Source organism: Microseira sp. BLCC-F43, assembly GCF_041929235.1.
In the GTDB taxonomy this organism is placed as follows: domain Bacteria; phylum Cyanobacteriota; class Cyanobacteriia; order Cyanobacteriales; family Aerosakkonemataceae; genus Microseira.
On sequence record NZ_JBHFNP010000281.1, the window covers coordinates 122,037 to 145,054 of the forward strand.

Here is a 23,018-nt window from a genome sequence, read left to right on the forward strand (position 1 = left end):
ATAGGCGAGCTTAATTGAAATTTCCCACCTCGCTCAACCATTCCGTTTCCGGTAAACGGCGATAAACATCGCGATCGCGGCTCATCAGCTGATACCCAATAAATTCCCGTCGCAGGGTGGCACAATCTTCATGGTGTCGCTTCAGTATGGTATTTACTTCTTTCTCCGAATAGTCGCGATCGCATTCAAACTTCTCCACCAGCCATTTCAACAGCACAAACCGTTTCTTGCGGCTAACGGGAATGCTAGTAATGCGATCGCCCGCGATAAAGGACTGCAACACCGTTGTTTCCCAATTCTTTGGCTGCACATCTTGGGCTAGGGTTTGCATCTGCTCTGGGGTGAGTAAGTCTCGGCTGAGGTGTTGCAGTTGCTCTAAGTTGAGGCGATAAAGGTGCGTATTACCCTGCGGAATCAGGCTAACTAGATTGAGCGCCTTCAGCTTGGCTAGATGGTGGGAAACTGTCGGAGGCTTCAAATCTAGCAATGCCGCCAATTCTTCTACACTACACTCGCGCTGAGCCAGAACCCCCAACAGCTTAAGCCGACTCTCATTGCTCAAGGCTTTGAAAAAATCCAGTAGAGTTTGCAGATTTTGAGTTGACATAAAACTAATTCGATGAGTATCTAATTAGAAGTTTATCAAATTAGTTTAGCGCTCGCCCATACTTTCTCGATCGGGTTGGTATGCGCGATCGTTTATAGTGGTTTGCGAATTCATAGAACTCAGATCTTGCACCTGGGCTAACACCTTAGTTTCTTGCAAATAGCTAAACTTGAAAGGCCAGATTTTTCGTCAAGAAACAAGGGTTTCAAGGTGTGTTGACAATGGTGCAAGATGTGAGTAGAATAAACTTTATTTTGCATTAGTTAATAGGCCGCGTAAGCGTTGCTCCGTTTGTGTAGCGGCACCCTTAAGGGTGCCCGCACACTGCTGTTGTGTTGTTAACTTGGTGAACTATCTTTAGTGTCGCTCTCGTTTTTAATCAATTCAATAAATTGCGAAATCTGTTGAGGAGATCTGATGTGATAAACACTTTTTGTACTTTGAACCTGCTGGATATACTCGCGATATCTTGGGGTCAAATATTTGTAACATAGCCAAAGCACGCGGTAGCTACTCAGCGAACTCTCCCAGATGGGACTATTTTCAGGCCAACCTTCTGGCGGTTTAAAGTGACCGACAATCATACGTTTTGTCACCCACCAGAAATGTACAAATAATGGGAGATCGACAAAAACCAAAGTGTCCGCCCGCTCGAGTCGCAGCCAGAGGGTTTCCATGCAACCAAATCCATCAATAATCCATCGGTCAGTATCTAAAATTTCCTGATGGGTGCGCTTATATTCTTCTTGTGGAACCTCAGATCCTCCCGGTAAATATTGAATTTTATCTAAGATATAAAGAGGCAAACCTGCGATCTCTGATAATCTCTTGCTTAAAGTTGATTTACCGCCTCCAGCGTTGCCAAATACTGCTACTTTTTTCATATCCTCTCTCTTTTTCAGGTAGTATTGCAGGTTATCAGTCGGACTTACGTATTACCATTACGAATTTATGAATAATCTAGTTTTCACCCCTACCCATAAACTGGCACAGATGATTCGCGATCGCCAAGTTTCTGCGGTGGAAGTTCTCGATGCGTATCTGTCTCAAATCGCTCGACACAATCCCCAGCTTAATGCCATTTGCACCTTGGATGAAAATAACGCTCGCACGAGAGCTAAACAAGCGGATGAAGCCTTAGCTAAAGGAGAAAACTGGGGTGCTTTGCATGGAGTTCCCATCACGATTAAAGACATCTATGAAACGGCTTTCCTTCGCACCACCGCAGGTTACATTCCCCTCAAAGACTACATTCCGCAACAAGATGCTACGGCTGTCGCAAGGCTGCGGGCAGCAGGAGCAGTTATTATCGGCAAAACGAATATGGCGGAATTGGCGGGGGATTACCAAAGTACAAATTCAATTTTCCCGCGAGTTAATAATCCCTGGAATTTGGACTATACAGCAGGTGGAAGTTCTGGGGGAAGTGCGGCGGCAGTTGCGGCTTTCCTTTCACCCTTAGATATTGGCAATGACTTAGGGGGTTCGGTGCGTCAACCTGCCCACTTTTGTGGAGTATACGCTTTAAAAGCGACCGATCGCCGCATCTCTACCGCCGGACAAATTCCAGAAACTCCAGGAATGCCTTACTGTCTGCGGCAAATGATGACGGTGGGATGTTTTGCGCGATCGCTAGAAGATATTCGCCTTTGTTTTTCCTTAATCGCCGGTGCCGATCCTCGCCGTCCCGATGTTCCGCCTATTCCCCTAGACACGCCTTCTGGTAAGACTTTGCAGAATCTCAAAATTGCCTGGATTGATGAGTGGGAAGAAGTGCCTGTCGATCCGGAAATTCGAGTTGCAATGGGTGCGATCGCCCAAAAACTCTCTCAAACGGGAATGCAGATCGAACGTTGGCTGCCCAAGGATTTCGATCTATCGACAGTTTGGACGCTCTACGGACGCATGGTGGCATATATTAACAACTACACCCAACCCAAAGATATCTACAACATACGACGCAGCCTCACATTACTGTTTCGCACGGCAACTCAAGGTGACAAGAAACTGCGAGAAATAGGAAATTTCAGCCGCTTTTTACCCGAACTGCTCAATCCCAGTTTGAGGGGATATTTCGAGACACTGACGGAACGCGATCGCTTCACCGCTCAAATTGACGCAGCATTGGAACCGTGGGATGTTTGGCTGATGCCTGTAGCGGCAACACCTGCGTTTACCCATCGTCCAGCTTGGAGTGCGATTGATATTGCAGGCAAGTCTTATCCACATGGCCTTGCCAATGGAGCTTACACGATGCCGTTTAATTTGAGCGGTCATCCGGCGGTGGTAATTCCGATTGGAAAAACTCAGAATGGGTTACCGATTGGACTACAAATTGTGGGCAAGCGTTGGCGCGAGATGGAATTGTTAGCGATCGCACAAGAACTTGATGGCGCGATCGGCAATTTCCAACATCCACCGGGCTATTGAAACGTTGCTAGCGATCGCGGATGATTATTCTGAGCGATTCTGCGAATCTTTCAGTTGCCATTCTTTCCAGATAGCAGCAGACCAAAAGACAAATATCAGTAAACTGTAGCCTGCGATCGCATCTAACCAGATTAAACTGTGCATTTTTGCTGACATCGACATCGCACCAGGATAGAGATAATGTCCGGGGCTGGAAATACTGGTGAGCGAATAGATACAGAGTACGAGATCAGACCAAAAATGCTGACCTTTAGTGTAGAGCCAATAGCCCAATAACCCCACAGGTGTCATCAAAGCAACCGTAGCAAATATGCCTGAAGTTGTAAACCAATCCGGGCCAGGATATTGACTAACAAAAATCGCATTTTCAGTATAATGCAACCCAGTTGAAATAAGATTGGCAATCAGAATTGAGAGCAGAATCTGTTGGCGTTTCATTGGTTTTACCTGAATGCAGGAAGATCTATTCGCAGTCTATTTTAAAGCTGAAGGTTGTCGTCCTCCCAGTCGTTTTGATTCTGACTCAGACTCTGGCAACACATTCACTGAAATTGTGGCATAGCCGCCTTGCTGCTGCCCGATAATCATAAACCGAATGAAATCGCCTAACCCTTCAATCAATCTGGCATTGCGAAGCATTCCACAATCGATTGGTACAAATCCAATTTCCTCAGCCAAATTCATTACCGTTTGCCGCGCGGTTGCATCATCGCTTGCTACGAACGCTGAAACCCGATGTTTTTTTAAAGGTTCCGGTGCAAGTTCAAACACTTCTTGTGCCATCGTATTAAAAGCTTTAACAACGATCGCTTTGGGGACTTGCTCGGCTAGAGTTTCGGCAAGGGATTTAACAATCGGTTCGTAGGCAAAACCCTCTGGAATGGTTGAATTATTGGGGTCAATGACGATCTTCCCCGCCAAAACATCGATTGAAGTTAACACCTCTGCCGGATTTACTCCTCGTGCTGAATACAACAACACCTCCCCAAATGCTGCCGCTTGATCGTTCGTTCCGCCTTGCGTGTCTCGTCCGGCAAACTCTGCGACAGCCTGACCCTTCTCGGCAGTTCGCGCCCCAAAAAATACCTCATGCCCTTGCTCTGCCCACAGAATGCCCAGGGAACGCCCCATATTGCCACTGCCGATAATGCCAATCTTCATCGTTTTTTCTCCCAAAAGAGACAGGTTTGTAACTAATACAGTTTTCCCTTCAATCGGCAACAGATCCCCCTAAATCCCCCTTAAAAAGGGGGACTTGAACTTTTCCAGTCCCCCCCTTGGCAAGGGGGGTTAGGGGGGATCGAATCTGTAGCATCAAGACGGTAAAATGATATAACCCATCAAGTCTATCAATCTAACCTAGAAGCCTTGGAATTTGAGGTGCAGCGTGGTTGTTGTGCAGGGGTTGATTAGTTGTTCAGATTTGAAACAGGAAAGTTGCGTCGTTTAGATACGATTGCAAGTGATTTTTAACAACATAAGGTACAGCACGAGAAAGCCAATCTTGTTCTTGCGGGTTGGCACTGAGAAAAGCAAAGTTTTCCACAGTTGCTCCGATGAAGAATGCTTCAACGATTGTTTGATAATCTGTTGGTAATGCCCTAACGCTCGCGTAACCCTCGAAGAAGTGCAAACGCAGCGATGCGTCAATGTCTCCAAGCGATTCACCGATATCATAAAGGTAAAAGCCAAAGCCGCAGCGGGAAAAGTCAAAAGGGCGGACTTCTTCGTCGTAGATAACGTAGTTTCCTTGATGCAGATCGGCGTGAATTAAGCCCCAAGTATCAGGCGTTTGTTGAAGGCTAGACATAAATTCTTGCACTTGCGCGGTAGCCTGTTGAAATACTTGATAATCATCTGTTGAGATTGTACCGTTTTGCACCAAGACACCAAGTTGAGATATTGCAGATTTAAGCTGTTCCACGTCGTGGGAGGGACGATTAAAACCTGGTGGTAACGACCAATTGCTTGCATGTTGATGTAGTTGCGCCATTAACATACCCAACTGGCGAACTTGTTGTGCTGTTGGTTCGCCCTTAAGATGTTCGCCTTCAACCCACCGCAGCAAGGAACATGATATGGGATACTCAAATTCTGAGCTAACAAAGCTGGTTAACCATTGGCCCAAATTATTCTGTACGGGTTGGGGTACGGTTAAGTTAGTTTGGTTAGCGATCGCATTCAGCCATAATAACTCGGACTCAATAACTGATGGCTTTCTCCAAATATCATCGGCACCATCGCTAGCAATCTCGATTCCGACGTGGAGGCGCAGCAAAAACTTATCCCCTGTTGGTGTCTCAACCCTAAATGTAGTGTTTTGGCTTTGCCCTAAGAATGCCAGTTGAGCATTGGGTAAATCGTAATAAGTCAGAATGGCTTGAGCAATTTTTGCATTCATAGTTACAGGTTTGAAAGACATTTATAGGACTTACAAGGGCTGGCATATTTTTTCTGTAGCAATGAGACTTGTAGCGTCACGCACCAACCACCGATTGTGACACGCAGCTTTAGTCCTGATTTATTCTGCTGCTGGTCTGGCAATTGATAGCAATCCCCAGAGAACCAGTATGCTGCCAATACCAAACCAAAACGACGGAATTTCTTGTAAAGCGATAGATGCAAATAACACGGCAAACATTGGCTCTAACAGCAATATTGCAGTTGTCAGTACAACTGGTAAACGCTGAGCCGCCACTGTGTAACATAAAAATGGCAGAGCAGTGGATAAGATCCCCAATCCTGACAATACGAGGATAACCTGGCTATCAATTCTGATTCCAATTGATAGTTTAGAGAAGAAGATTGCACAAAACAGAGATAGAACGCTTCCAAGCAAACAGGTAACAAAAACGATATTTATCGATTTGGGAGCAATGTTCTGGTTGGCAAGGGTATTAAACCAAAATGTGTAAAGTGCAACCAAACCAGCAGCAGCTAATGCCAAAAGATAGCCTAGCATTGTTTGCCAAGAGGTAGCTTTATCAATAGATAGCTGAGGGAGAGCGATCAAACTGACTCCAGCCATAGCTAGTAACATTCCAAAGCTCTCACTTCGTTGAATGTGTAAGCCTACGACGTACTTGTAGGTAATAATAAACAAAGGTGAAGTCGTGAATAACAATGTAACTTCCCCCACAGGTGCCATCTGAAATGCCGTCGTACCCAATACGTAACCCCCAATAGCTGGCAAACTCAACCACCAAATCGGTGGAGTGCGAAGGGAAAGAGTAAGATTATGTCGGATACTTGGTGCTAATAAAAGTATCGGCAGCATCACAGCAGTGCCAACTAAAAAGCGACCTGCCAGAACTGCAAAAGGGGACCACCCTGGAAGCCACCGGACAAATATCCCTGCCATACCCCACGTAGCTGCGGCACACAGTGCTGCTATTAAGCCTTTGCTGTCCAGGTTAAATTGAGTCATACAGGTTTAGCGCCGTAATGGATTTTTGTTTTGAGCGGCTGAACTCACGGTTTTCTCGATTCTTTGCAACCTGGTCTCTGGACGTTTAGCACTTTGAATCCAAAGGAGGATATTTTTCTTAATTGTGTTACTGAATGCTTCAAAGTTTCTGTTTGCAGCATCATCTGTTTCTAAAGCTTTTTTTAAGTCTGCTGGAACGACGAGTGCTTCAATCTCATCTAAACTCGTCCAGGAACCATCTTGTTTTGCCAGTGCAATTTTTTCTAACCCGGCTTCGGTCATCTTCCCTTGAGCAATCAATTCTTCGATATACTGCTTGTTTAATTTTGACCACACACTTTTTGGTTTTCGAGGCGTGAAGATTTGTCGATAACGCTCTTCATCCAAGGATTGAACTTTGCTGTCAATCCAACCAAAGCACAGTGCTTCTTGGACAGCTTCGCTGTATTGCACGCTGGGTTTTCCACTTTTGATTTTGTAATAGACTAACCAAACTCCGATCGCGTCTTGATGGTTTTGCTCTAACCATCGTCGCCAGCAATCGCGATCGCTCGCATAAACCATGTCAAGTTGGTCTTCAAATTTTGGCATATTGTTCTATCAGGCACACTCTCGGAACTGCTTTGAAGCTGAATATTGATGAGGAATGCGAATTAAATAATATATGATTTTGTATATTTTGTCAGATGCGTTACAGCGATCGCCGTAACGCATCAATTCCTAGAGGTGATGCGATGCGTTACGCTGCGCTAACGCATCCTACTGCTGTGGTGTACTGGTAGATGTGGGCTGCCGCAAACTGCACGTGAATTGTATCGGTGAAGGGAAAGTGACAGTTTTATTAGAAGATGGTCTGGGGGAAGTTGATTGAAGATTTAATTGAAATCGCTATCAGTGGCTAGGCATCTGTGGACATGATATAAGTTTGCTGCAATGCCGCTGCAATACTTCTAGAACTTTTAAACCGCTCAATCAGTCGATCTGCTGGAGTTTTTCGCTGTGATAAACTCTCTTTTAACCGGCTTAATAATTCAACATCACCATCATCTTTTAACGCCGCCTCAGCCGCTTGTAAAACCTTGGTTGCTTCGGAAAAAATATCTGGGCGATCAAATCCTTTACTGGCTGATAGTTGATGCATTTTTGCGTCGGGTATCATGATTCTACCAGGCAGCGATTCGTCTAAGATTATGCCTTTTAATAAAGCCAACAATGCCCCATAAAGCTGAAAATCATCGCAACTATCAAAGGCTTTAAATTCAATTCTCCCCCTTTCTGCTGGAATTCGAGCGACTTTCGGCAAAGAAGGCGTGCTTTTAATTAAATCTTCCCGTTTTTCTAAGAAGACCATTGTCGCAGGTCTAGCTCCAGTTCTGACAAATGTTCGGATTGATAAACCTCCCCATAAATCGCCTTTGTAGAAGGGTGAACTAAAACTAAACGGCACAATATAAGGACTGTAATAAGTTAGTTTTTTGCCCAGAGCGATTAAATGTTCGCTAGAGCAACCCGGAATGGAAATATTTAAGTCTGGATCCAAGGTGAGCATCGGAATAATTGCTGTTTGTTTTTCCGGGTAAATTTGTCTTCTTTTAAGTTCGTAATCGTTTAATGGAGGATGCGGTTCAAACACTGCATGGTAAGGATTAAAACTCACCAATACTGGAGTAAAATTAAACTGGGCAGCGATTTGACGCAGAAGATTAAAACTCTCTGTTAGTTCGGCGATCGCGATCTGAATATCTCCATGAATCGTAGTTCTAATTTCAATTCCTTTCGGGATGCAATCAATCACTTCGTCAGAATCGGCAAATCTTTCCAAACCTTCGATCTACCATCTCTTGATTTTAATTCCAGCATCTTTGCTCCTTAATTGACTGTAGTCATCTTGATAAATTGGGAATTTTTCGATAATTTGCTCAAAGTCTTGAAATTGAGTGCAGGAAAAATCAGCAAATTTTCCTATATCGTTGAGGAAAGCAACTTCATGCTCAATTCCAAAAGAAAATTTCATGTGTTTTTTTTACCTTCAACAACAGTTACCAGTTATCAATTTTACTAATGGCTTTACAGTATAGCAATCCGCAATATATTAGGCAATCTCGATCGCCAGTAATACTAAATCCGGGTTACTTACGCTAGGGTGCGTTAGCCAGCAGAGTACGGCACCTCAACCACTGCTAATTATGCACACTCTCGGAACTGTTTTGGAGTCATCCCAATTGCTTTACGAAACTGGGCGGTAAAATGGCTTTGATTGGAAAAACCAACCTGATAGGCGACTTCTGCTACCGTCAGTCGCGCTACCGAAAGCAATATCTTTGCCCGTTCGATTCGGCGCTGCATGATGTAACGATGGGGTGATTCTCCAGTTGCAGCTTTGAAGGCGCGAGCGAAGTGAAACTGACTCATGGGAATTTGGGCGGCTAGGGTGCCGATTGATAACTCTTCTGCCAAATTTTCTTCTATATAATCCTTCAATTGTTTGAGTTTCAAACCATCCAGATGACCCGCTTCAACTGTTGGCTTCACTAAGACTTTGGTATGGTTTCTGAGTAAATGAACCGCTAATAAATTCCGCAACGATTCCACATATAGATTACCAGCCAGCCCTCCATTGAGAACCTCGGCTTTCAACAATTGCGCCACATGCAGAATCGTTGGATCTTGAAAGATGACTCGATGCTCGATTTGGGTCGTTGAGGATAACCCGTTCTCTGTGGCGATAGTCTGCAACAAAGCGGGATCGAGTGTCAAATTTATATACTCGCTCGGTTTTACTCGACGATGCCAAACAAACTCTCGTTGCCCATATACAAATACACTGCCAGCCGGTAAGCTCGTACTTTGGCGCTGACCACCATCCAGCGACCAGGTAACTTGCTCGTGGGGTGCAAAGGCAACACTTAAAATCTGCTTAGGCATGGCAAAATCAAATTCCCCCACGGCATCAAGCCGACCATACTCGACTGTCAAACCATCCCACTCACGTCTCAAAATCGCTGGGGTTTGCTCGGACTTGGGAAACACCATAGAGATTTGGCACAGCTAGTAGGGTGCGTTAACGCAGTGTAACGCACCGTCACCGCTGATTCAACAATTGCTGAAGCTCAGATTTGTTCAAAAGCACGTTCAAATCAACTCAATCTACCATTGAGTGGCGAGAGTTTGAAGATTAGCTTGAGCAGTTGAAATAGAGCGCTCTCGGTCTCCTAAAACCAGATTGCTCCCATTGACAAACTGTACATCCGTAATTCCAAATGACCAAAAAATTGTTCGCAGATAGGGTTCTTGGCGATCTTCACCGAAGCGAGAACCAGGGGGATAGTTACCGCCGCAACTCGTGACTTGTGCTAAAGTCCTAAAACTTTCTCCTTAGCTGTAGATTTCTGTTGCAGTTTTCTGGAGAATGATACACCAGCCAGACCTATACCCAGAGCGAGAAATCCTAAAGTAGAGGATGGTTCGGGGATAGAACTAATTCGACGAAATTCGATGGGAGTGCTGACAACTATATCGCCTCTGGCATTGAAGATAGTATCTAATGAGGAAACGCTGTTTTCCAAAATGCTGACGTTAGAAACTACCTTACCACCAGCAAAAGTAGGACAGCCATTGGGAGCGTTACTTCCTACGTAGCGAAGCGGTTCCCACATTAATTGAATGTCACAGCTAATTGTAGCTATGTTGTTAATGTTAATCACCCGCTGCGGCTGTGGAAGATTGCACAGTCCGCGTAAAATATTGCTGTTGACGAAACTACGAATGCTTAGCTCGACTGTGGAATTATTTGGACTAAAAGAATAGAAGCGCAGGCGATCAAAAGCAGTACTTTGCTGTTCCAAATAAATGTTTTCAACTCCAGTAGCTGGTGTTTCACCAGCCAGTTGCACATTACAATTTGTCATACTAATAAATGGCACAGCAGGGTTGCTTTCCACCTGTTCGGCATTATTGAAGAATCCAGTAAACCACCTCGCTACCTCCTGAACCTGTGTTTGTATGGGTGGTGGAGCTAGGGTAGCAGCACGACTTTGTTGGGGAAATGTTAAAGTTGCCAGTAACACTGTGAGAGTGTAAGCTCTTAGCTTATTCATAACTCAATTCCTCATCCTGAGCGAAAAATGTCTACAAAGGTAGAGAAACTATAACACGATCGCTGTTTGGTTTTCTCATATGTTATGCGATCGCCAACTTTATAAAGTAGCATGTAGGGTGCTTCCCGATCGGTGTACGGCACCTTCACCGCTGAATTAAGACTGTGAATTCTGGTTCAACAATTGCTGAATCTCAGCCCGCAACGCAGCAATTTCCGATTGAAGTGCTGTAATTGATTTTGCTCCTGCCAATTCTGCTTCGTCATCCTCCGCATCGCGACCGATAAAAAACGTGGCAATAGTAGCAGTAACATAACCAAAAACCGCAAAAGCATAGAGTGCCAAAACAAGGCAAAGTATGCGACCTTCTGGCGTTTTGGGCCAATATTCCGAACCCATTGTCATCATCAGCATTGCCGTCCACCACAAGGCAGTGCCGTAATTATTTAACCCGGAGGAACCAGCGGCGACATCTTTTTCAAATGCATACATTCCCGCTGCACCTACCAAGGTAATAATTATCGTTAGTGCTACGACATAACCAAATCCGCGACGGGTTACACTCGCAGCTAATGCCCGCATTCCTCGATTGGTGCCAGTCATGACTCGCAACAGTTGCAAACTCCGCACAGCCCTTGCTGTTTTGAATGCTCGCAAAACTCGTACAATCCGAAAAGTACGTAAAGCAGGCAATAGCAGAGAAAAAGCCGTTATCCAATGGCTTTTGATATAGGAAATTTTGCGGGGAGCCAAGGCGAGTTTAACTAGAAAATCTGCAATAAAGATAATCCAAATCGTAGTGCTAACGACTTCTAGTAGGGGGTTTAATCCCCAAATTAATTCAATAATAAATAGGGCTAGCCACACAAATGCCAGCACCAGCATCGGAGTTTCCAGCCAATCTTCTAGCTGTTGTAAAATCTCGTTGCGCTCTTGTTCTAGGGCTTGTTTTTCGGCAAGGTTTCGGTTGGTCATATTTTACGCGATCGCAAATCTCATCTACCAGGATCCAACACAGTTACATCAATCAACGGCGTCACATTAAACCCTTGCTCTTTTAAGCGCTTTTGAACTGCACTCTTAATGCGGTTACTAATCTCTTCATCCGATTGCTTAACTCCCGGTTTACGCTGCACATAAACGACGCTAAGTAGCGTATTTTGTCCTGGAATATTAGGTCGGGTAAAGCGCACGTTCGACTCAACTAATTGTGCTAAACCAACTTGCTCGACCGCCTTTTGAACTTCTGCATTAGCTTGTTGGGCGCGGCTAGAACGTTCTAGATTAGGAGAATTAGAAAACTGCCAGGTTAAAAGACCGATTAGCGCTACTACCGTAATCGCAAGCGCAGAACGGGTCACCCATTTTTGACCGCGTTGATAGCGAGTTCCTTGAGTGGATAATCCATAAATTCGGAATAATAAAGCAGCCGATAAATTTATACCGCCTAATTGCAGCAACAGCAAAAACAGCGCATCGATCGCCAAATCCCACCTGCCAAGCGCAGTCCCCATGCCCACAATTCCCGCCGGAGGAGCCAAAGAAGCCGCAACTAACATCCCAGCAGCTGCCCCGGATACCAGACTACTGCGCTCTGACTGTACCAAATTCAGCGCCCCAGCAGCCCCAGCAGTTAACGGTATCAGCACCGCTACCGCTGAAACCTTGCTGCTATCGAGCATCAAGCTGGTAGGGATTTCTTGCCGCAGTATCAGGCTAAGTAAGCATGCAGTAGTAATTGTGACAGCAAGTGCCGCAAAATAACGTAGAAGACTGCGCCCCAAGAGAATGCGATCGCCTCGTGCAGTCGCTATGGCTGTATTCATCGCTGGGCCTGCAAAAGGCGCAATCAGCATCGCCGCTACCAGCAGGTAGCTTGTATTTGTATACAACCCAATCCAGACCACAAAACCGGCTACGGCTGCATACCCCAAAAACCCGCGCCAAGAACCAACACTTTGCAACCCAGACAGAAAAATCTCAATCGGACTGCGTTCTTCAACATTCGTGACTTGCTGCGGTGCTTCGTTTGCGGGGGGTTTTAATGCGATTACGCCTGTAGGAAGCAAGGTGATGTGTAATTCTGGCAAGTCTTGCAAATCTGCCAACAGCTTCTCGACCTGTCGGTTAGAAACGTGGACGATAGTTAAGTCGATTAGTTCATCACTACTTTTTGCCTCAAATTGTGCCACGTTAGCCGCATTGTGAGACTTCGCGATGTCGAGAACCCTTTGTCCGCAACCCCTTGGCACTTCGATAATTAGCTGACGCATATCATCCTCCAGCCGCTACAGCAGATTTCAGCCCCATGAGGTACACCGCTGCGGTGTGCGGGCAGCATTAATGCTGCCGCTACACAAACAAAGCCTTAAGGCTGTACCTTATAAAGAGTGCAATCAGCTGTAAGAGTCGCGGATTTTTGTGGCGAAGTCTCCTAACTAAGGGAGTATTTTCAGCACTTAGCCAAAGAAACCGGGTTTCTAGAAAAGTGGCTCTAGAACTAGAAACCGGCGAAAAAACCCGGTTTCTCGGATCGTCTTGCGTAATATCATGTCCTTAAGATTACCCATAATCATCAGCCGGGACACGGCATTATTAACGTTATCTGTGTCGGAGATATCTATGATGCCGTGTCCCTACGCAACGACGCGGTGAAATTTTTTTAATTATCGGCAATTGAACGGACATCTTATAAATCCTGATTTTTCAACTCGATTTCTCGCTCTCTGCCAAATCCTCTGATAAAAAAGGAGCAAGTTCTTTATTTAACCGACCAGTACGAAGAAACTCAGCATAAGTATCGGCTTCAATTGCTAGCAATTCCCCTTTTAATTGCTCAGCGGTAAAATTTCGCAAATTCGGGTATTCATGGACTAACTGTTTAATTTCTGCTTCTAGGCGTGCCAGTTCTCCTTTTATTAGCGATTCCTGATAGTTATAAAACTCTGGCTCGATTCCAAGCGGCTTTTCTCTTTGAGATAGGTATTGCAGCACCCGATTTAAGGCAGCCTGACGAGCAGTTATTTCTAAATATTGCTGGCGCAATGGTTGGTCGCCCAATAGTTGTAGCTTTTTTAACAAAGGTTCGATCGTGAATCCTTGCACTAGCAGGGTAAACAATACTGCCCCAAATACAGTAGCAACGATTTTTTCCCGCTCAGGTAGAATGGCGGGTACGCTTAATGCTAGAGCGATCGCCACCGATCCGCGCAATCCCCCCCACCAAAGCACGGTTTGTTCGGGGAGAGGAATGGACGAAGCGACTAGGGAATTGCTCAAACTGCTGAGTAGGTAAATAGCGATCGCGCGGGTTACAATCATCCCGGCTACGGTGAGAGCGATCGCAGGCAAGTTTTCCCCTAAAACCAGATAGTGCATCTGATCCCCAATCAATAAAAACACAATCGAATTCACGAAAAAAGCAATAAATTCCCAAAACTCGGTGACAATAATTCGAGTGCGGGGATTCATCCCAATCCGCGAACCAAAATTACCCAAAATCATCCCCGTCGTCACAACGCCAATTACCCCCGAACCGCCCAAATTTTCGGTAATTAAATAAGTCCCATAGGCAGAAACTAAAGTAAAAGACTGTTCTACTAAAGGTAAATCAAAGCGTTGGGTTAAATAAGAAATCCCAAAACCAATCAAACTCCCGACGCCAATCCCAATCCCCACAACAGTAAAAAGTTCCACCAGAATCGGTTGCCAATTCAGAGCGGTTGTTTTCAAAGAAAACGCCAACAAAAAATTAAAGGCAACCACTGCCATCCCATCATTAAAAAGGCTTTCGCCTTCCATTAAGGTTAAGAGACGCTTTCCAACTCCCAACTCTCGAAACAGTGCCGTCACCGAAACCGGGTCAGTCGCAGAAAGGCTAGCCCCAATCAGCAAAGCAGTAGTCAGGGAAATACCAGCCAGTTGATTTAAACCAAAAGCAACTCCGGCAATTGAAATTACAACTCCAATTACCGCATAAAGGCAAATCGGCACTAAATCCTGCTTGACATCCGACCATTTTAAATTCCAAGCCGATTCAAACAACAGCGGCGGTAAAAAAATGAATAAAATTAATCCAGGTGAGAGATTCACCAAGCGCACATCAACTAACGCTAGTCCCAATCCCACAATTACCAGTAATAACGTATAGGGAATGCGGCGAAACCAACTAAAAACTTGTGGCAGCGTGGCTACACTTAGGGAAACTGCCAGCACTAGCAGAAATTGTTTTAGGTTTTCTTCAATTGCGACTTCGCTCATTGCTAGGATCTGTTTTCAGGTGAGTGTGAAACACCGATTTTAATCATAATATTGCGTTGCACGCGACTCTCTTGAGGTGGGAATCTGCCAGTAGCTGACACCCACCAAGCGTGTCGCTACACAAACAAAGCCTGCCTTCGCAGGCTTTTCCCAGGCTTTAAAAGTTTTAGCCCGCGCAGGCGGGCTGAGTTTGTTTAGCCGCACCCTTGAGGGTGTCGGCTAAAGCGTGTCGCTAGACAGACAAAGCCTGCGTAGGCAGGCTGTAAAAGTTTTAGCCCGCGCAGGCGGGCTGAGTTTGTGTAGCCGCACCCTTGAGGGTGTCGGCGGTAGATTTGTTGGGATATCTTCAGCGGATTTTTGTGAGATTCGCTGGCGCGATAGCTTCGCTTCACGCGCAGCGTGCGGTCGGCATATCGCTTACTTTGTTTCATACTGAATATCAAGCTAGTTTTAGCTAGTACTTGTATTTAGGCGATCGCATACAATCTACACAGGACTAATCAAGAGCCAAAATGTGATAGCCATGAGCATTAAACTTGACCTCAAACCAGAAATCGAAGCCCGTCTGATTGCCCAAGCCAGAATGCAGAAAGTCTCTGTCGAGAGTTATCTAGAATCCTTAATTGAAAGCCATTTGGCAACTCAAGCAGAACCAGAATGGAAAGCGCTCCTCTATCAATTGGGCAGAAGTCCAACTCTTGCAAAAGCGCCGCCATTATCGGATGAAGCAATCAGCCGCGAAAGCATCTACCGAGAACGGGAAGATCAACAGGTATGTTTCAAACGATTCACTGAAATTACCACAGTCGATCTCCGTCAGATTTCAGGCTGAATATCATTGGAGGGTGAACGATGAATGTGCGATCGCGCTAGCGTTGGGAGGCATATCGCTTACTTTTTCTCATAGTGAATATCAAGCTAGTTTTAGCTAGTAGTTGTATTTAGGCGATCGCATCCAACCTGCACAGAACTTAAGCAAAGAAACCCGGTTTCTAGGTCGCCCAAGCGTAAGTCCTGCTGCATACTCCACAGCAAGCGCACTGCAACATTCCGGATTATCGCTGAGTCTGCCTGTATAAATATGCAATCGAGTCTTCCGCCATCAGCGATGCCCCAAGACTTCTCCCGTCAAAATCTCCGAGGACGTAACTTCAAAGGTCAAAACCTCACAGGTGCGAATTTCTCCCACGCAGATATCCGAAGTGCAAATTTTACCAATGCCATCTTAAAAGCTGCAAACTTGAGCCATGCCAAAGCGGGACTGCAACGCCGCTGGGCAATTTTTCTGGTAATCTTCTCATTACTTTTATCGGCAATATCGGGATTACTTTCAGTCTTGGCTGGTTTTTTGGTAGCACTTTTCTTCACTCCTATCGTGATGAAAGAATTCACGATTATTCCTGGTTTGGTCATATTAATAGTGCTTGCAGCTGTCTTTATTGTCACTATTCGCAAAGGTCTGGCGGCAGTGGTAGTGTTAGGGGCTGTCACAGTGCCAGGGTCAGCGGTAGTGGGAATAGCATTGGCAACGATAGTGCCAGCGTCAACGACAGCGACAATCGCAATGACAATGCCAGTGGTAGTGGCAGCGATAGTGGCAGCGGCAGTGGCAGTGGCGGTGATAGTGGCAACAGCAGCGGCAGTGACAAGAGCAGTGGCAGCGACAGCGGCAGTGACAGTGACAGTGGTAGTAGCAGTAATAGCGGTAGCTACACTGACAGCGGTAGGGGTAGTGGCAGCGGCAGCGGCAGTGGCAACACCAGTGGCAGCGGCAGTGGTGGTTTTGGGTATTTACATAGCTTGGCGTGCCTTAGCTGGAGATGAGAAATACGCCTTTGTTCGCAAAATTGCCGTTGCCTTCGCTGCTACAGGCGGCACAAATTTTCGCGGTGCTGATTTAACCGATGCCGATTTCAATCAAGCAATACTAAGAAACACAGATTTTAGAAAGGCAAATCTGACTCGCACTCGCTTTTATGAGGCACAAAAACTTATCCTTGCCAGAGTTGGCAATTCGATATTAGCGAACCAAGCTGTTTTCAATTTACTCATCAGCGGCAATGGCAGAGATAAATCATACACTCGCGCAAATCTCAGAGGCGCTAACCTAAAAGGAGCAGACCTCACAAATGCCAATCTCAAAGAAGCCGATATCACTGAAGCAACTTTTCAAGGAGCCAATTTAGACTGGGCAAATCTGACTCTAACTCAAGCAATTAGCACTGACTTTACCAACGCTCGCATGACAGGCGCTCGTGTAGAAGCATGGAATATTGAAAATAGCACCAAATTAGATAACGTTGATTGTAGATTTGTTTATCTCCTAGAACACCCCAAACCAGGAACCGATGACCGCGAACGCCGTCCCAGCAGTGGCGAATTTAAACCCGGAGAATTTACCAAGCTGTTTGAAGAGGTTTTAAATACGGTTGACCTAATTTTTGATAAAGGAATTGACTGGAAAGCCTTTGTCGCCGCCTTCAAAAAAGTGCAAGTGGAAAATGAAGGCACTGAACTTGCTATCCAGAGTATTGAAAACAAAGGCGATGGGGTGGTTGTTGTCAGAGTCAGCGTTCCTCCCGATACTAATAAGGAAAAGATTCATAGTGAATTTACGCAAAACTATCAACTGGCGCTGGAAGCGGTAGAAAAAAGATATAAAGCTCAATTGCAAGCCAAAGATAAGGAAATTGAAATTTATCGCGAGAAAAGTGTAGATCTGAAAGAAATTATTGGTTGGCTGGCTAGCAGACCGATTAATGTTAATAATGAAGCTATCGCATCATCGGAGAGTAAATCTATGAATGAAAGTACTGACCAAAGCCGTAAAATTGAAATTGGCAGCGTGGGCAGAGATTTTAATGCTAGCGGACAAGCATTTAATTTAGGTGAGATGGATATTAGTGGCACTGTTACTAATACCATCAATCAGTTACCCGAATCTCCCGAACCTGACCAACCTGGAATCAAGGAATTGTTAACAGAGTTGCAAGCAGCAATTGAAGCGGAAACCAACTTATCTGATGAGGATAAAGCTGAAGCATTAGAGCAAGTAAAAGCGTTAGCAGAGGCAGGTAAAAATCCTCAATAAGCGTCAACGCAAAAATCTGCAAAAACGGCGATGAAGATTTTGAAAGGGACAGTGGCAAGTTTGCCCAGTGTCGCTACTTTAGCAGAAGCTTGTACTAAATTATTGCCGCTAATCGCCAAGTTTTTAGGTTTACCCATCTAGTGCGATCGCCTTAGATATTGCATCAGTTTTCTCATCCGCCAGCGATTCAAATCGCTGGCTAATAGCGAAAGTCCTCTGAACAGGACTGAAAACTTTATAAAACAATGGTTTTAGTCGGTTGAAATTGAGAACTTGCACCTGTGGCATTAGCCAGCCAGGGAATAAATTACCTGGCTGATAGCTAAAGTCCTATAAAGAAGAATAGACATTTTTACACAAGGATTTCAGTTTATTTTAATGGACTTTTGCTAAAAGCCTTTGAAATTGATTTCCGGGCGGGCTATGAGACTGGTGCAAGCTTTGATCAGAATCCAGGTTTTTCTTAGGAAACCGGTATTCTGTAAAATCTAAGCGCTCGCTAAAAATGTCCGCGATCGCGCACATTTTACCAGAGCGATCGCCAGTCCAATACTGACCTAAAATTGATGGCGATCGCCACTACAATAGAATTACCTTCCCATCTTCAGATCGCCAACGAAGTAAATGGAACCTCTACCCAATAGCTGGGCAGATATTCAGCCTGATACCATATATCAAACAACTAATGGGCTGCTAGTATCTTTTGGTCAAACTCAAATACAACTCGGAATCAAAGATGACCAAAATAACAAACATTTAAAAGCGATGGAAAAAGGAACTGTTCCCCCTCGCGGTAGCATTGGTCTTGTTCCTTCTGAAGTAGACGGCTACGAGCTAAAATCAAAAGTGCTAGGAAAAGGAGGCGCCGCTTCCACGGAAAAATCATAGATGGAATCTTACACTTCCCCGGTTTTGTAACATAACATTAATTTTCAACGATTTATGACCAGACTTGAATTAAAAAATCACCCAGTTTGGCAAGATTTAACTGAAGTATTAGCAAATCTAGATGCTAATTCTCTTGTGACAGAACATCTGGAATTATGCGATTATAAAGTCTGCGGTTACTGGGATGAACAAGATGAATTTTATGAAGAGATTACCTTACCCCGTTCTCTGTCTGCCGAGTTAGTCAGCAGTTCCATTGGTCTTACAGGTAGAAAACGTTGGATTCAACTTAAATTTGTTCTCAAAGCTGACAGTATGGCTTCTGAAGATTTGTCGAATGGTAATGGGACGCAAAATCTTGGCAAATTGACCATAACTTATAATGAAAATCTGCAATTTGTTGATGAAAATTGGCAGATAAATATCGACTCTCCTTTGATAATTATCTCAGATAATTGAGCGATCGCCACTATGGTATTAGCCCACCCAGAAATTGATTTCCGGGCGGGCGATCAAACTGGTTCAAGCTCTGAATTTTAAGGGATTTTAGCTTTCAGCCTGAAATTTATTTCCAGACTAGCTATGCAGCAACAAAGGGAAACTCTCGCTCTAAGAACTTCCTCGCCGCAGCGATCGCATCCCCATAACTAGCATGAAGGCTCAATCCCGTAGATTCCAGTTCGGTTTGGGGGTCATAAATCTTGTAGACGAACGCATCGCCCCAGGATTGAGCCGTAATAAACCATCGGTCTTTATATTTGATCCCTCCCTGTCCTTCAACAACCGGGATGAGATTTTCCTCAGCGCACCAGCATTCTAAACACTGACAGCGGATCAGGTAAGACCATCCCTGTTCCGCGAGTTTGACCCCAACGATTTGACCTTGCAACGAGTTGGTGTCGGAAGTCGCTTGCAGTTATAATTTCATTGGACAAACCTGGACAAACCCAGGTTTTCCTTTTACTCTTTTATCGTTTCAACGGGTGCTGTCGGCAGCTTTAACCCTCCACGATCGCAACCGGGTAACTCTCCGGTTATTCCATCAGGGAATATTGTCTTCCAACCATATAAGCACAAGTTAAACCCAGCATTCTCGTCCCTATCTCTAGAATAACCACAAGAGCATGTATAAGTGCGAACATGCAATGGCATTTTATGCCTAGCCTGACAGACAGGACATAATTGAGACGAGGGATAAAATCGATCGACTTGTATTAACCTGCTAGCAAATTTTTGGGCTTTATATTTGAACTGTCGTTCAATTTCGCCAAATCCACAATCTGCCACGGCACTAGCCAATTTATGGTTTTGTAACATGCCACTAGGATTAAGATTTTCAATGACTACCACGGCGTGGTTCTTGCATAGGGAAGTAGTCAAATAGTTAGTGGTGTTGCGCCGAGTATCTGCAATATACTTGTGATATCTAGCTAATCTGTTTTTAGCCTTAATCTGTCTTTTACTACCAAAGGTTTTTCTTTGTAGTTGTCGTTGTAACCTCGCTAACTGCTTTTGATATTTTCGATACTTTTTCGGGTTTTGGAATGTCTCAACTGTGTTTGCAGTCACAGCACAAGCTAAACTGTTGATGCCTAAATCGACACCAACTATATCATTCTTATTACTTATTTCTCTTGGTGAAATGTCAGGAACCTCATAGTTAAAAGATACGTACCAGCCATCTGCCGCCTGGGAGATTGTCACTTTTTTGCTCTCAACACAGGGCAATTTTTCCCAAGTATAAATAGTCCCGATTGGTGCTGGTAATTTTATACTTTTGCCTTCAATATGCTTGACTCTACCGTTCCAATCAACCGTAAAAGAGTCTTTTGACTTACCTTTCTTTTTGAAAGTAGGTAGGGCTGCAATCCCATCAAAAAAAACGTTTGTATGCTGCTTTTAGCTGATCAAACGCATACACGTAAACCCTAGATGACATTTGATTCATCCAAGCATATTCTGGCTTAACGTGGTTTGTATAAAACTTACGAGCATCATTGCAGCTTAGTTTCACACCAGACTGATAAAAATCTTCAATTGTCGCAATTGCCCAGTTATAAACCCAACGGCTGTAACCAGCATGTTGAGCCAACAATTGTGATTGAACAACAGTTACTTTCAGTTTGGTTTTGAAACCCAATCGCATCTCGCTCTTGCTAACTTGACCTATACATGCCCAAATTTTAACATAGATGAAATGGTCTATTGTCAAAGTTTGTCCGGCGATTTAATTATTTAGTCATGCACCCTCGCTCCGATAAAGAACCAAGGCTGAGTCAACGGACAATCTAGCTTGATTTCGATTTTACCGTTATGGGAAGTGCAACTATCTTCGAGTTTTTGAGTCATAATTGGTAAGCCCTTTAAGAATGGGGGTGAGAGTGGGCGATTCACTTCTTGGCGGGAGCGATCGCCCCTCTCTTATGACTGATTATCTACTGAATGCTTTGCACTTGTCAACTATTGTATGCTATATTATACCCAAACTATGATGCACTCAAAAAATTATGAAAGTAGAAAGAGTTCAAGCAGTGGAAGTCCCTGGACTGGGGAACAAGATTAAGGAAGCTAGAGAAGCAGACAAGCGATCGCTCACCCAAATTTGCGGCTTAGTTGGCATGTCTACAGCTAACTGGTACAGAATCGAGCAAGAGAAGAATGAAAGTGTCCCAGAAGAAACACTGCGGAAGATTGAAGCGGTGTTAGGTGTTGATTTTGGGGTAAATTTCCCTAGTCTCTGAAACGGCAACTTATTCTCTAGTTGCCGTTGACGTTTCCTTTTTCTTACCATCGCTATATTTTTTGAGATGGGCGATCGCCAAACCCTTATCATTAACCCATCGTGACTATAGGTGCAATTCCCGATGAGACTCCCAGAAACTTAAAAGAGCAACTCCTCTTGCAAGACGCTAAAGCTGGCAATGGTAGAACAATTCAGGGTGGAATAGACGATCCACTCGGAGATGCTCCTATATTGGTAGCAAACTAGGGGGGAAATCCTGAAGATTGGTATAAAATGACAAGTGACCAAGCCTTTGTCATTGATGGAGCATCGGTACAAGTGCATTGATTCCGCAATATTACAACGCTCCAAGATGTTGAATTTAAATTCAAACGACAGTACCCTAAAACAGCACCTAAAAACCAATGAGGTAACTCAATTATGAGAATTCGTTGTATTGCTAATACTGGTGAATCTCTTCCCTCAAGTTACATCGCTCCGGCACGAGGTTATAAAAAAGAAACCGAGTTGACGCTAACAGTTGGCAAAGAATATACTGTTTATGCTCTCAAACAATGGCAGGGAACGGTTTGGTATTATATTTGCGACGATAACTCTACCTATTATCCAATACAAACTCCTGCGCCTTTATTTGAGATGATTGATAACAGAATGTCTCAGTATTGGAGGTTTAAATTTTATAATAATGGATTATTAAAAATAGCATTTCAAAAAAGGTTTTCCGATCCTTATTTTTACGATAAGCTAACGGATCAAAAAGAAGAATAAGTTTTAATTTTTGAGAAAGTAAAATAACTTATGGATGTAGAAGCTTTATCTCCAGACCCCATGCTTACCGCAATTGATCGATCTTTAGAGATGGCTAACCTTTATGGCTGAAAATTATGCCATTAGTCAACGAATTATGACGATAATTGAGTTAAAAAATCACCCAGTTTGGCAAGATTTAACTGAAGTATTAGAAAATATAGATGCCAACTCTCTTGTAACAGAACATCTGGAATTATGCGATTATAAAGTCTGCGGTTACTGGGATGAACAAGATGAATTTTATCAAGAGATTACCTTACCCCGTTCTCTGTCTGCCGAGTTAGTCAGCAGTGGGATTGGTGTTACAGGCAGAAAACGTTGGATTCAAATTAAATTTGTTCTCCAAGCTGACAGAATAGCTTCTGAAAATTTGTCTAACGCTAATGCGACACAAAATATTGGCAAACTGACCATAACTTCTAATGAAAATCTGCAATTTGTTGATGAAAATTGGCAGATAAATATCGACTCTCCTTTGATAACTCTCTCAGCTGATTGAGAAACCGGGTTTCTTTAACAATATCTATGCCCACGGCACGCGGCACGAAGGTCAAAAAGCCGATACCCTAAAGGGTATCGCTATACAAACTTTGGCTGCCAGAGCAGCCTACAAAGATTTCAGCCCGCTACGCCAGGGTTTGTTTGTGTAGCCCCAGGCTAAAGCC

General features: G+C 44.3%; 27 protein-coding genes. 9 read left to right on the plus strand and 18 right to left on the minus strand.

Annotation, left to right across the window (positions count from 1 at the left end; all coding sequences use genetic code 11):
- Nucleotides 1–10: 10 nt before the first annotated feature.
- Entirely contained in the window at nt 11–607 is a 597-nt protein-coding gene (locus ACE1CM_RS37705) for a metalloregulator ArsR/SmtB family transcription factor (RefSeq protein WP_374884064.1), read from the minus strand.
- A 338-nt stretch (nt 608–945) separates the two neighbouring features.
- On the minus strand, nt 946–1,491 hold the full coding sequence (locus ACE1CM_RS37710; protein ID WP_374884065.1) for an adenylate kinase: 546 nt from the start codon (nt 1,489–1,491) through the stop codon (nt 946–948).
- A gap of 67 nt (nt 1,492–1,558) precedes the next feature.
- Between ACE1CM_RS37710 and ACE1CM_RS37715 the strand changes: the two genes are divergently transcribed.
- Nucleotides 1,559–3,037 carry an amidase gene (locus ACE1CM_RS37715; RefSeq protein ID WP_374884066.1) on the plus strand — a complete coding sequence of 493 codons (1,479 nt, stop codon included), beginning with the start codon at nt 1,559–1,561 and terminating at the stop codon, nt 3,035–3,037.
- Between the two features lie 24 nt (nt 3,038–3,061).
- Here ACE1CM_RS37715 and ACE1CM_RS37720 read toward each other — a convergent pair whose 3' ends face one another.
- The 13 genes from ACE1CM_RS37720 to ACE1CM_RS37780 all read right to left on the minus strand — a co-directional run bounded on the left by ACE1CM_RS37720 (nt 3,062) and on the right by ACE1CM_RS37780 (nt 15,252).
- On the minus strand, nt 3,062–3,475 hold the full coding sequence (locus ACE1CM_RS37720; RefSeq protein ID WP_374884067.1) for a hypothetical protein: 414 nt from the start codon (nt 3,473–3,475) through the stop codon (nt 3,062–3,064).
- Nucleotides 3,476–3,511: 36 nt separating this feature from the next.
- Entirely contained in the window at nt 3,512–4,198 is a 687-nt protein-coding gene (locus tag ACE1CM_RS37725; protein WP_374884068.1) for an NADPH-dependent F420 reductase, read from the minus strand.
- A 256-nt stretch (nt 4,199–4,454) separates the two neighbouring features.
- Nucleotides 4,455–5,438, minus strand: coding sequence for a phosphotransferase enzyme family protein (locus tag ACE1CM_RS37730; RefSeq protein WP_374884069.1), 984 nt, complete (start codon nt 5,436–5,438; stop codon nt 4,455–4,457).
- 120 nt (nt 5,439–5,558) lie between these two features.
- Complete coding sequence (locus ACE1CM_RS37735) at nt 5,559–6,464, minus strand: DMT family transporter (RefSeq protein ID WP_374884070.1); 906 nt, start codon at nt 6,462–6,464, stop codon at nt 5,559–5,561.
- 6 nt (nt 6,465–6,470) lie between these two features.
- Nucleotides 6,471–7,055, minus strand: coding sequence for a YdeI family protein (locus ACE1CM_RS37740; protein ID WP_374884071.1), 585 nt, complete (start codon nt 7,053–7,055; stop codon nt 6,471–6,473).
- 307 nt (nt 7,056–7,362) lie between these two features.
- Nucleotides 7,363–8,286 carry a hypothetical protein gene (locus ACE1CM_RS37745; protein ID WP_374884072.1) on the minus strand — a complete coding sequence of 308 codons (924 nt, stop codon included), beginning with the start codon at nt 8,284–8,286 and terminating at the stop codon, nt 7,363–7,365.
- A gap of 9 nt (nt 8,287–8,295) precedes the next feature.
- The gene (locus tag ACE1CM_RS37750) at nt 8,296–8,478 is read right to left on the minus strand and encodes a hypothetical protein (RefSeq protein WP_374884073.1); all 183 of its coding nucleotides are present in this window, start codon (nt 8,476–8,478) and stop codon (nt 8,296–8,298) included.
- Nucleotides 8,479–8,648: 170 nt separating this feature from the next.
- A complete protein-coding gene (locus ACE1CM_RS37755) occupies nt 8,649–9,497 on the minus strand; it encodes a helix-turn-helix domain-containing protein (RefSeq protein ID WP_374884074.1) in 849 nt (282 codons plus the stop codon).
- A gap of 320 nt (nt 9,498–9,817) precedes the next feature.
- The gene (locus ACE1CM_RS37760; protein ID WP_374884075.1) at nt 9,818–10,561 is read right to left on the minus strand and encodes a CpcT/CpeT family chromophore lyase; all 744 of its coding nucleotides are present in this window, start codon (nt 10,559–10,561) and stop codon (nt 9,818–9,820) included.
- Nucleotides 10,562–10,717: 156 nt separating this feature from the next.
- Nucleotides 10,718–11,536: an ion transporter gene (locus tag ACE1CM_RS37765; protein WP_374884076.1), complete on the minus strand. Its 819-nt coding sequence runs from the start codon at nt 11,534–11,536 to the stop codon at nt 10,718–10,720.
- Between the two features lie 20 nt (nt 11,537–11,556).
- Nucleotides 11,557–12,834, minus strand: coding sequence for a DUF389 domain-containing protein (locus ACE1CM_RS37770; protein ID WP_374884077.1), 1,278 nt, complete (start codon nt 12,832–12,834; stop codon nt 11,557–11,559).
- A 433-nt stretch (nt 12,835–13,267) separates the two neighbouring features.
- Entirely contained in the window at nt 13,268–14,821 is a 1,554-nt protein-coding gene (locus tag ACE1CM_RS37775; protein WP_374884078.1) for a cation:proton antiporter, read from the minus strand.
- A gap of 194 nt (nt 14,822–15,015) precedes the next feature.
- Nucleotides 15,016–15,252 (minus strand): hypothetical protein, encoded by a 237-nt coding sequence (locus tag ACE1CM_RS37780; protein WP_374884079.1) that lies wholly within the window; start codon nt 15,250–15,252, stop codon nt 15,016–15,018.
- Between the two features lie 92 nt (nt 15,253–15,344).
- Between ACE1CM_RS37780 and ACE1CM_RS37785 the strand changes: the two genes are divergently transcribed.
- From ACE1CM_RS37785 to ACE1CM_RS37800, 4 genes are all read left to right on the plus strand, one after another.
- Nucleotides 15,345–15,653 carry a hypothetical protein gene (locus ACE1CM_RS37785; RefSeq protein ID WP_374884080.1) on the plus strand — a complete coding sequence of 103 codons (309 nt, stop codon included), beginning with the start codon at nt 15,345–15,347 and terminating at the stop codon, nt 15,651–15,653.
- A gap of 249 nt (nt 15,654–15,902) precedes the next feature.
- The gene (locus ACE1CM_RS37790; RefSeq protein ID WP_374884081.1) at nt 15,903–17,912 is read left to right on the plus strand and encodes a pentapeptide repeat-containing protein; all 2,010 of its coding nucleotides are present in this window, start codon (nt 15,903–15,905) and stop codon (nt 17,910–17,912) included.
- Nucleotides 17,913–18,536: 624 nt separating this feature from the next.
- Nucleotides 18,537–18,800 carry a hypothetical protein gene (locus ACE1CM_RS37795; RefSeq protein WP_374884082.1) on the plus strand — a complete coding sequence of 88 codons (264 nt, stop codon included), beginning with the start codon at nt 18,537–18,539 and terminating at the stop codon, nt 18,798–18,800.
- A 54-nt stretch (nt 18,801–18,854) separates the two neighbouring features.
- On the plus strand, nt 18,855–19,259 hold the full coding sequence (locus ACE1CM_RS37800; protein ID WP_374884083.1) for a hypothetical protein: 405 nt from the start codon (nt 18,855–18,857) through the stop codon (nt 19,257–19,259).
- 121 nt (nt 19,260–19,380) lie between these two features.
- Here ACE1CM_RS37800 and ACE1CM_RS37805 read toward each other — a convergent pair whose 3' ends face one another.
- The 3 genes from ACE1CM_RS37805 to ACE1CM_RS37815 all read right to left on the minus strand — a co-directional run bounded on the left by ACE1CM_RS37805 (nt 19,381) and on the right by ACE1CM_RS37815 (nt 21,012).
- Nucleotides 19,381–19,689, minus strand: a complete 309-nt coding sequence (locus tag ACE1CM_RS37805; protein WP_374884084.1) for a hypothetical protein — start codon at nt 19,687–19,689, stop codon at nt 19,381–19,383.
- 71 nt (nt 19,690–19,760) lie between these two features.
- Complete coding sequence (locus tag ACE1CM_RS37810; RefSeq protein WP_374884099.1) at nt 19,761–20,669, minus strand: RNA-guided endonuclease InsQ/TnpB family protein; 909 nt, start codon at nt 20,667–20,669, stop codon at nt 19,761–19,763.
- Between the two features lie 4 nt (nt 20,670–20,673).
- A complete protein-coding gene (locus tag ACE1CM_RS37815; protein ID WP_374884085.1) occupies nt 20,674–21,012 on the minus strand; it encodes a helix-turn-helix domain-containing protein in 339 nt (112 codons plus the stop codon).
- Between the two features lie 295 nt (nt 21,013–21,307).
- On the opposite strand from ACE1CM_RS37815, the gene ACE1CM_RS37820 reads away from it, so the two are divergent.
- The 4 genes from ACE1CM_RS37820 (at nt 21,308) to ACE1CM_RS37835 (ending at nt 22,852) form a co-directional block, all read left to right on the plus strand.
- On the plus strand, nt 21,308–21,541 hold the full coding sequence (locus tag ACE1CM_RS37820) for a helix-turn-helix domain-containing protein (RefSeq protein ID WP_374884086.1): 234 nt from the start codon (nt 21,308–21,310) through the stop codon (nt 21,539–21,541).
- 101 nt (nt 21,542–21,642) lie between these two features.
- Entirely contained in the window at nt 21,643–21,789 is a 147-nt protein-coding gene (locus ACE1CM_RS37825; protein ID WP_374884087.1) for a hypothetical protein, read from the plus strand.
- A 174-nt stretch (nt 21,790–21,963) separates the two neighbouring features.
- On the plus strand, nt 21,964–22,311 hold the full coding sequence (locus ACE1CM_RS37830) for a hypothetical protein (protein WP_374884088.1): 348 nt from the start codon (nt 21,964–21,966) through the stop codon (nt 22,309–22,311).
- Between the two features lie 103 nt (nt 22,312–22,414).
- Nucleotides 22,415–22,852, plus strand: a complete 438-nt coding sequence (locus ACE1CM_RS37835; RefSeq protein WP_374884089.1) for a hypothetical protein — start codon at nt 22,415–22,417, stop codon at nt 22,850–22,852.
- Nucleotides 22,853–23,018 lie beyond the last annotated feature (166 nt).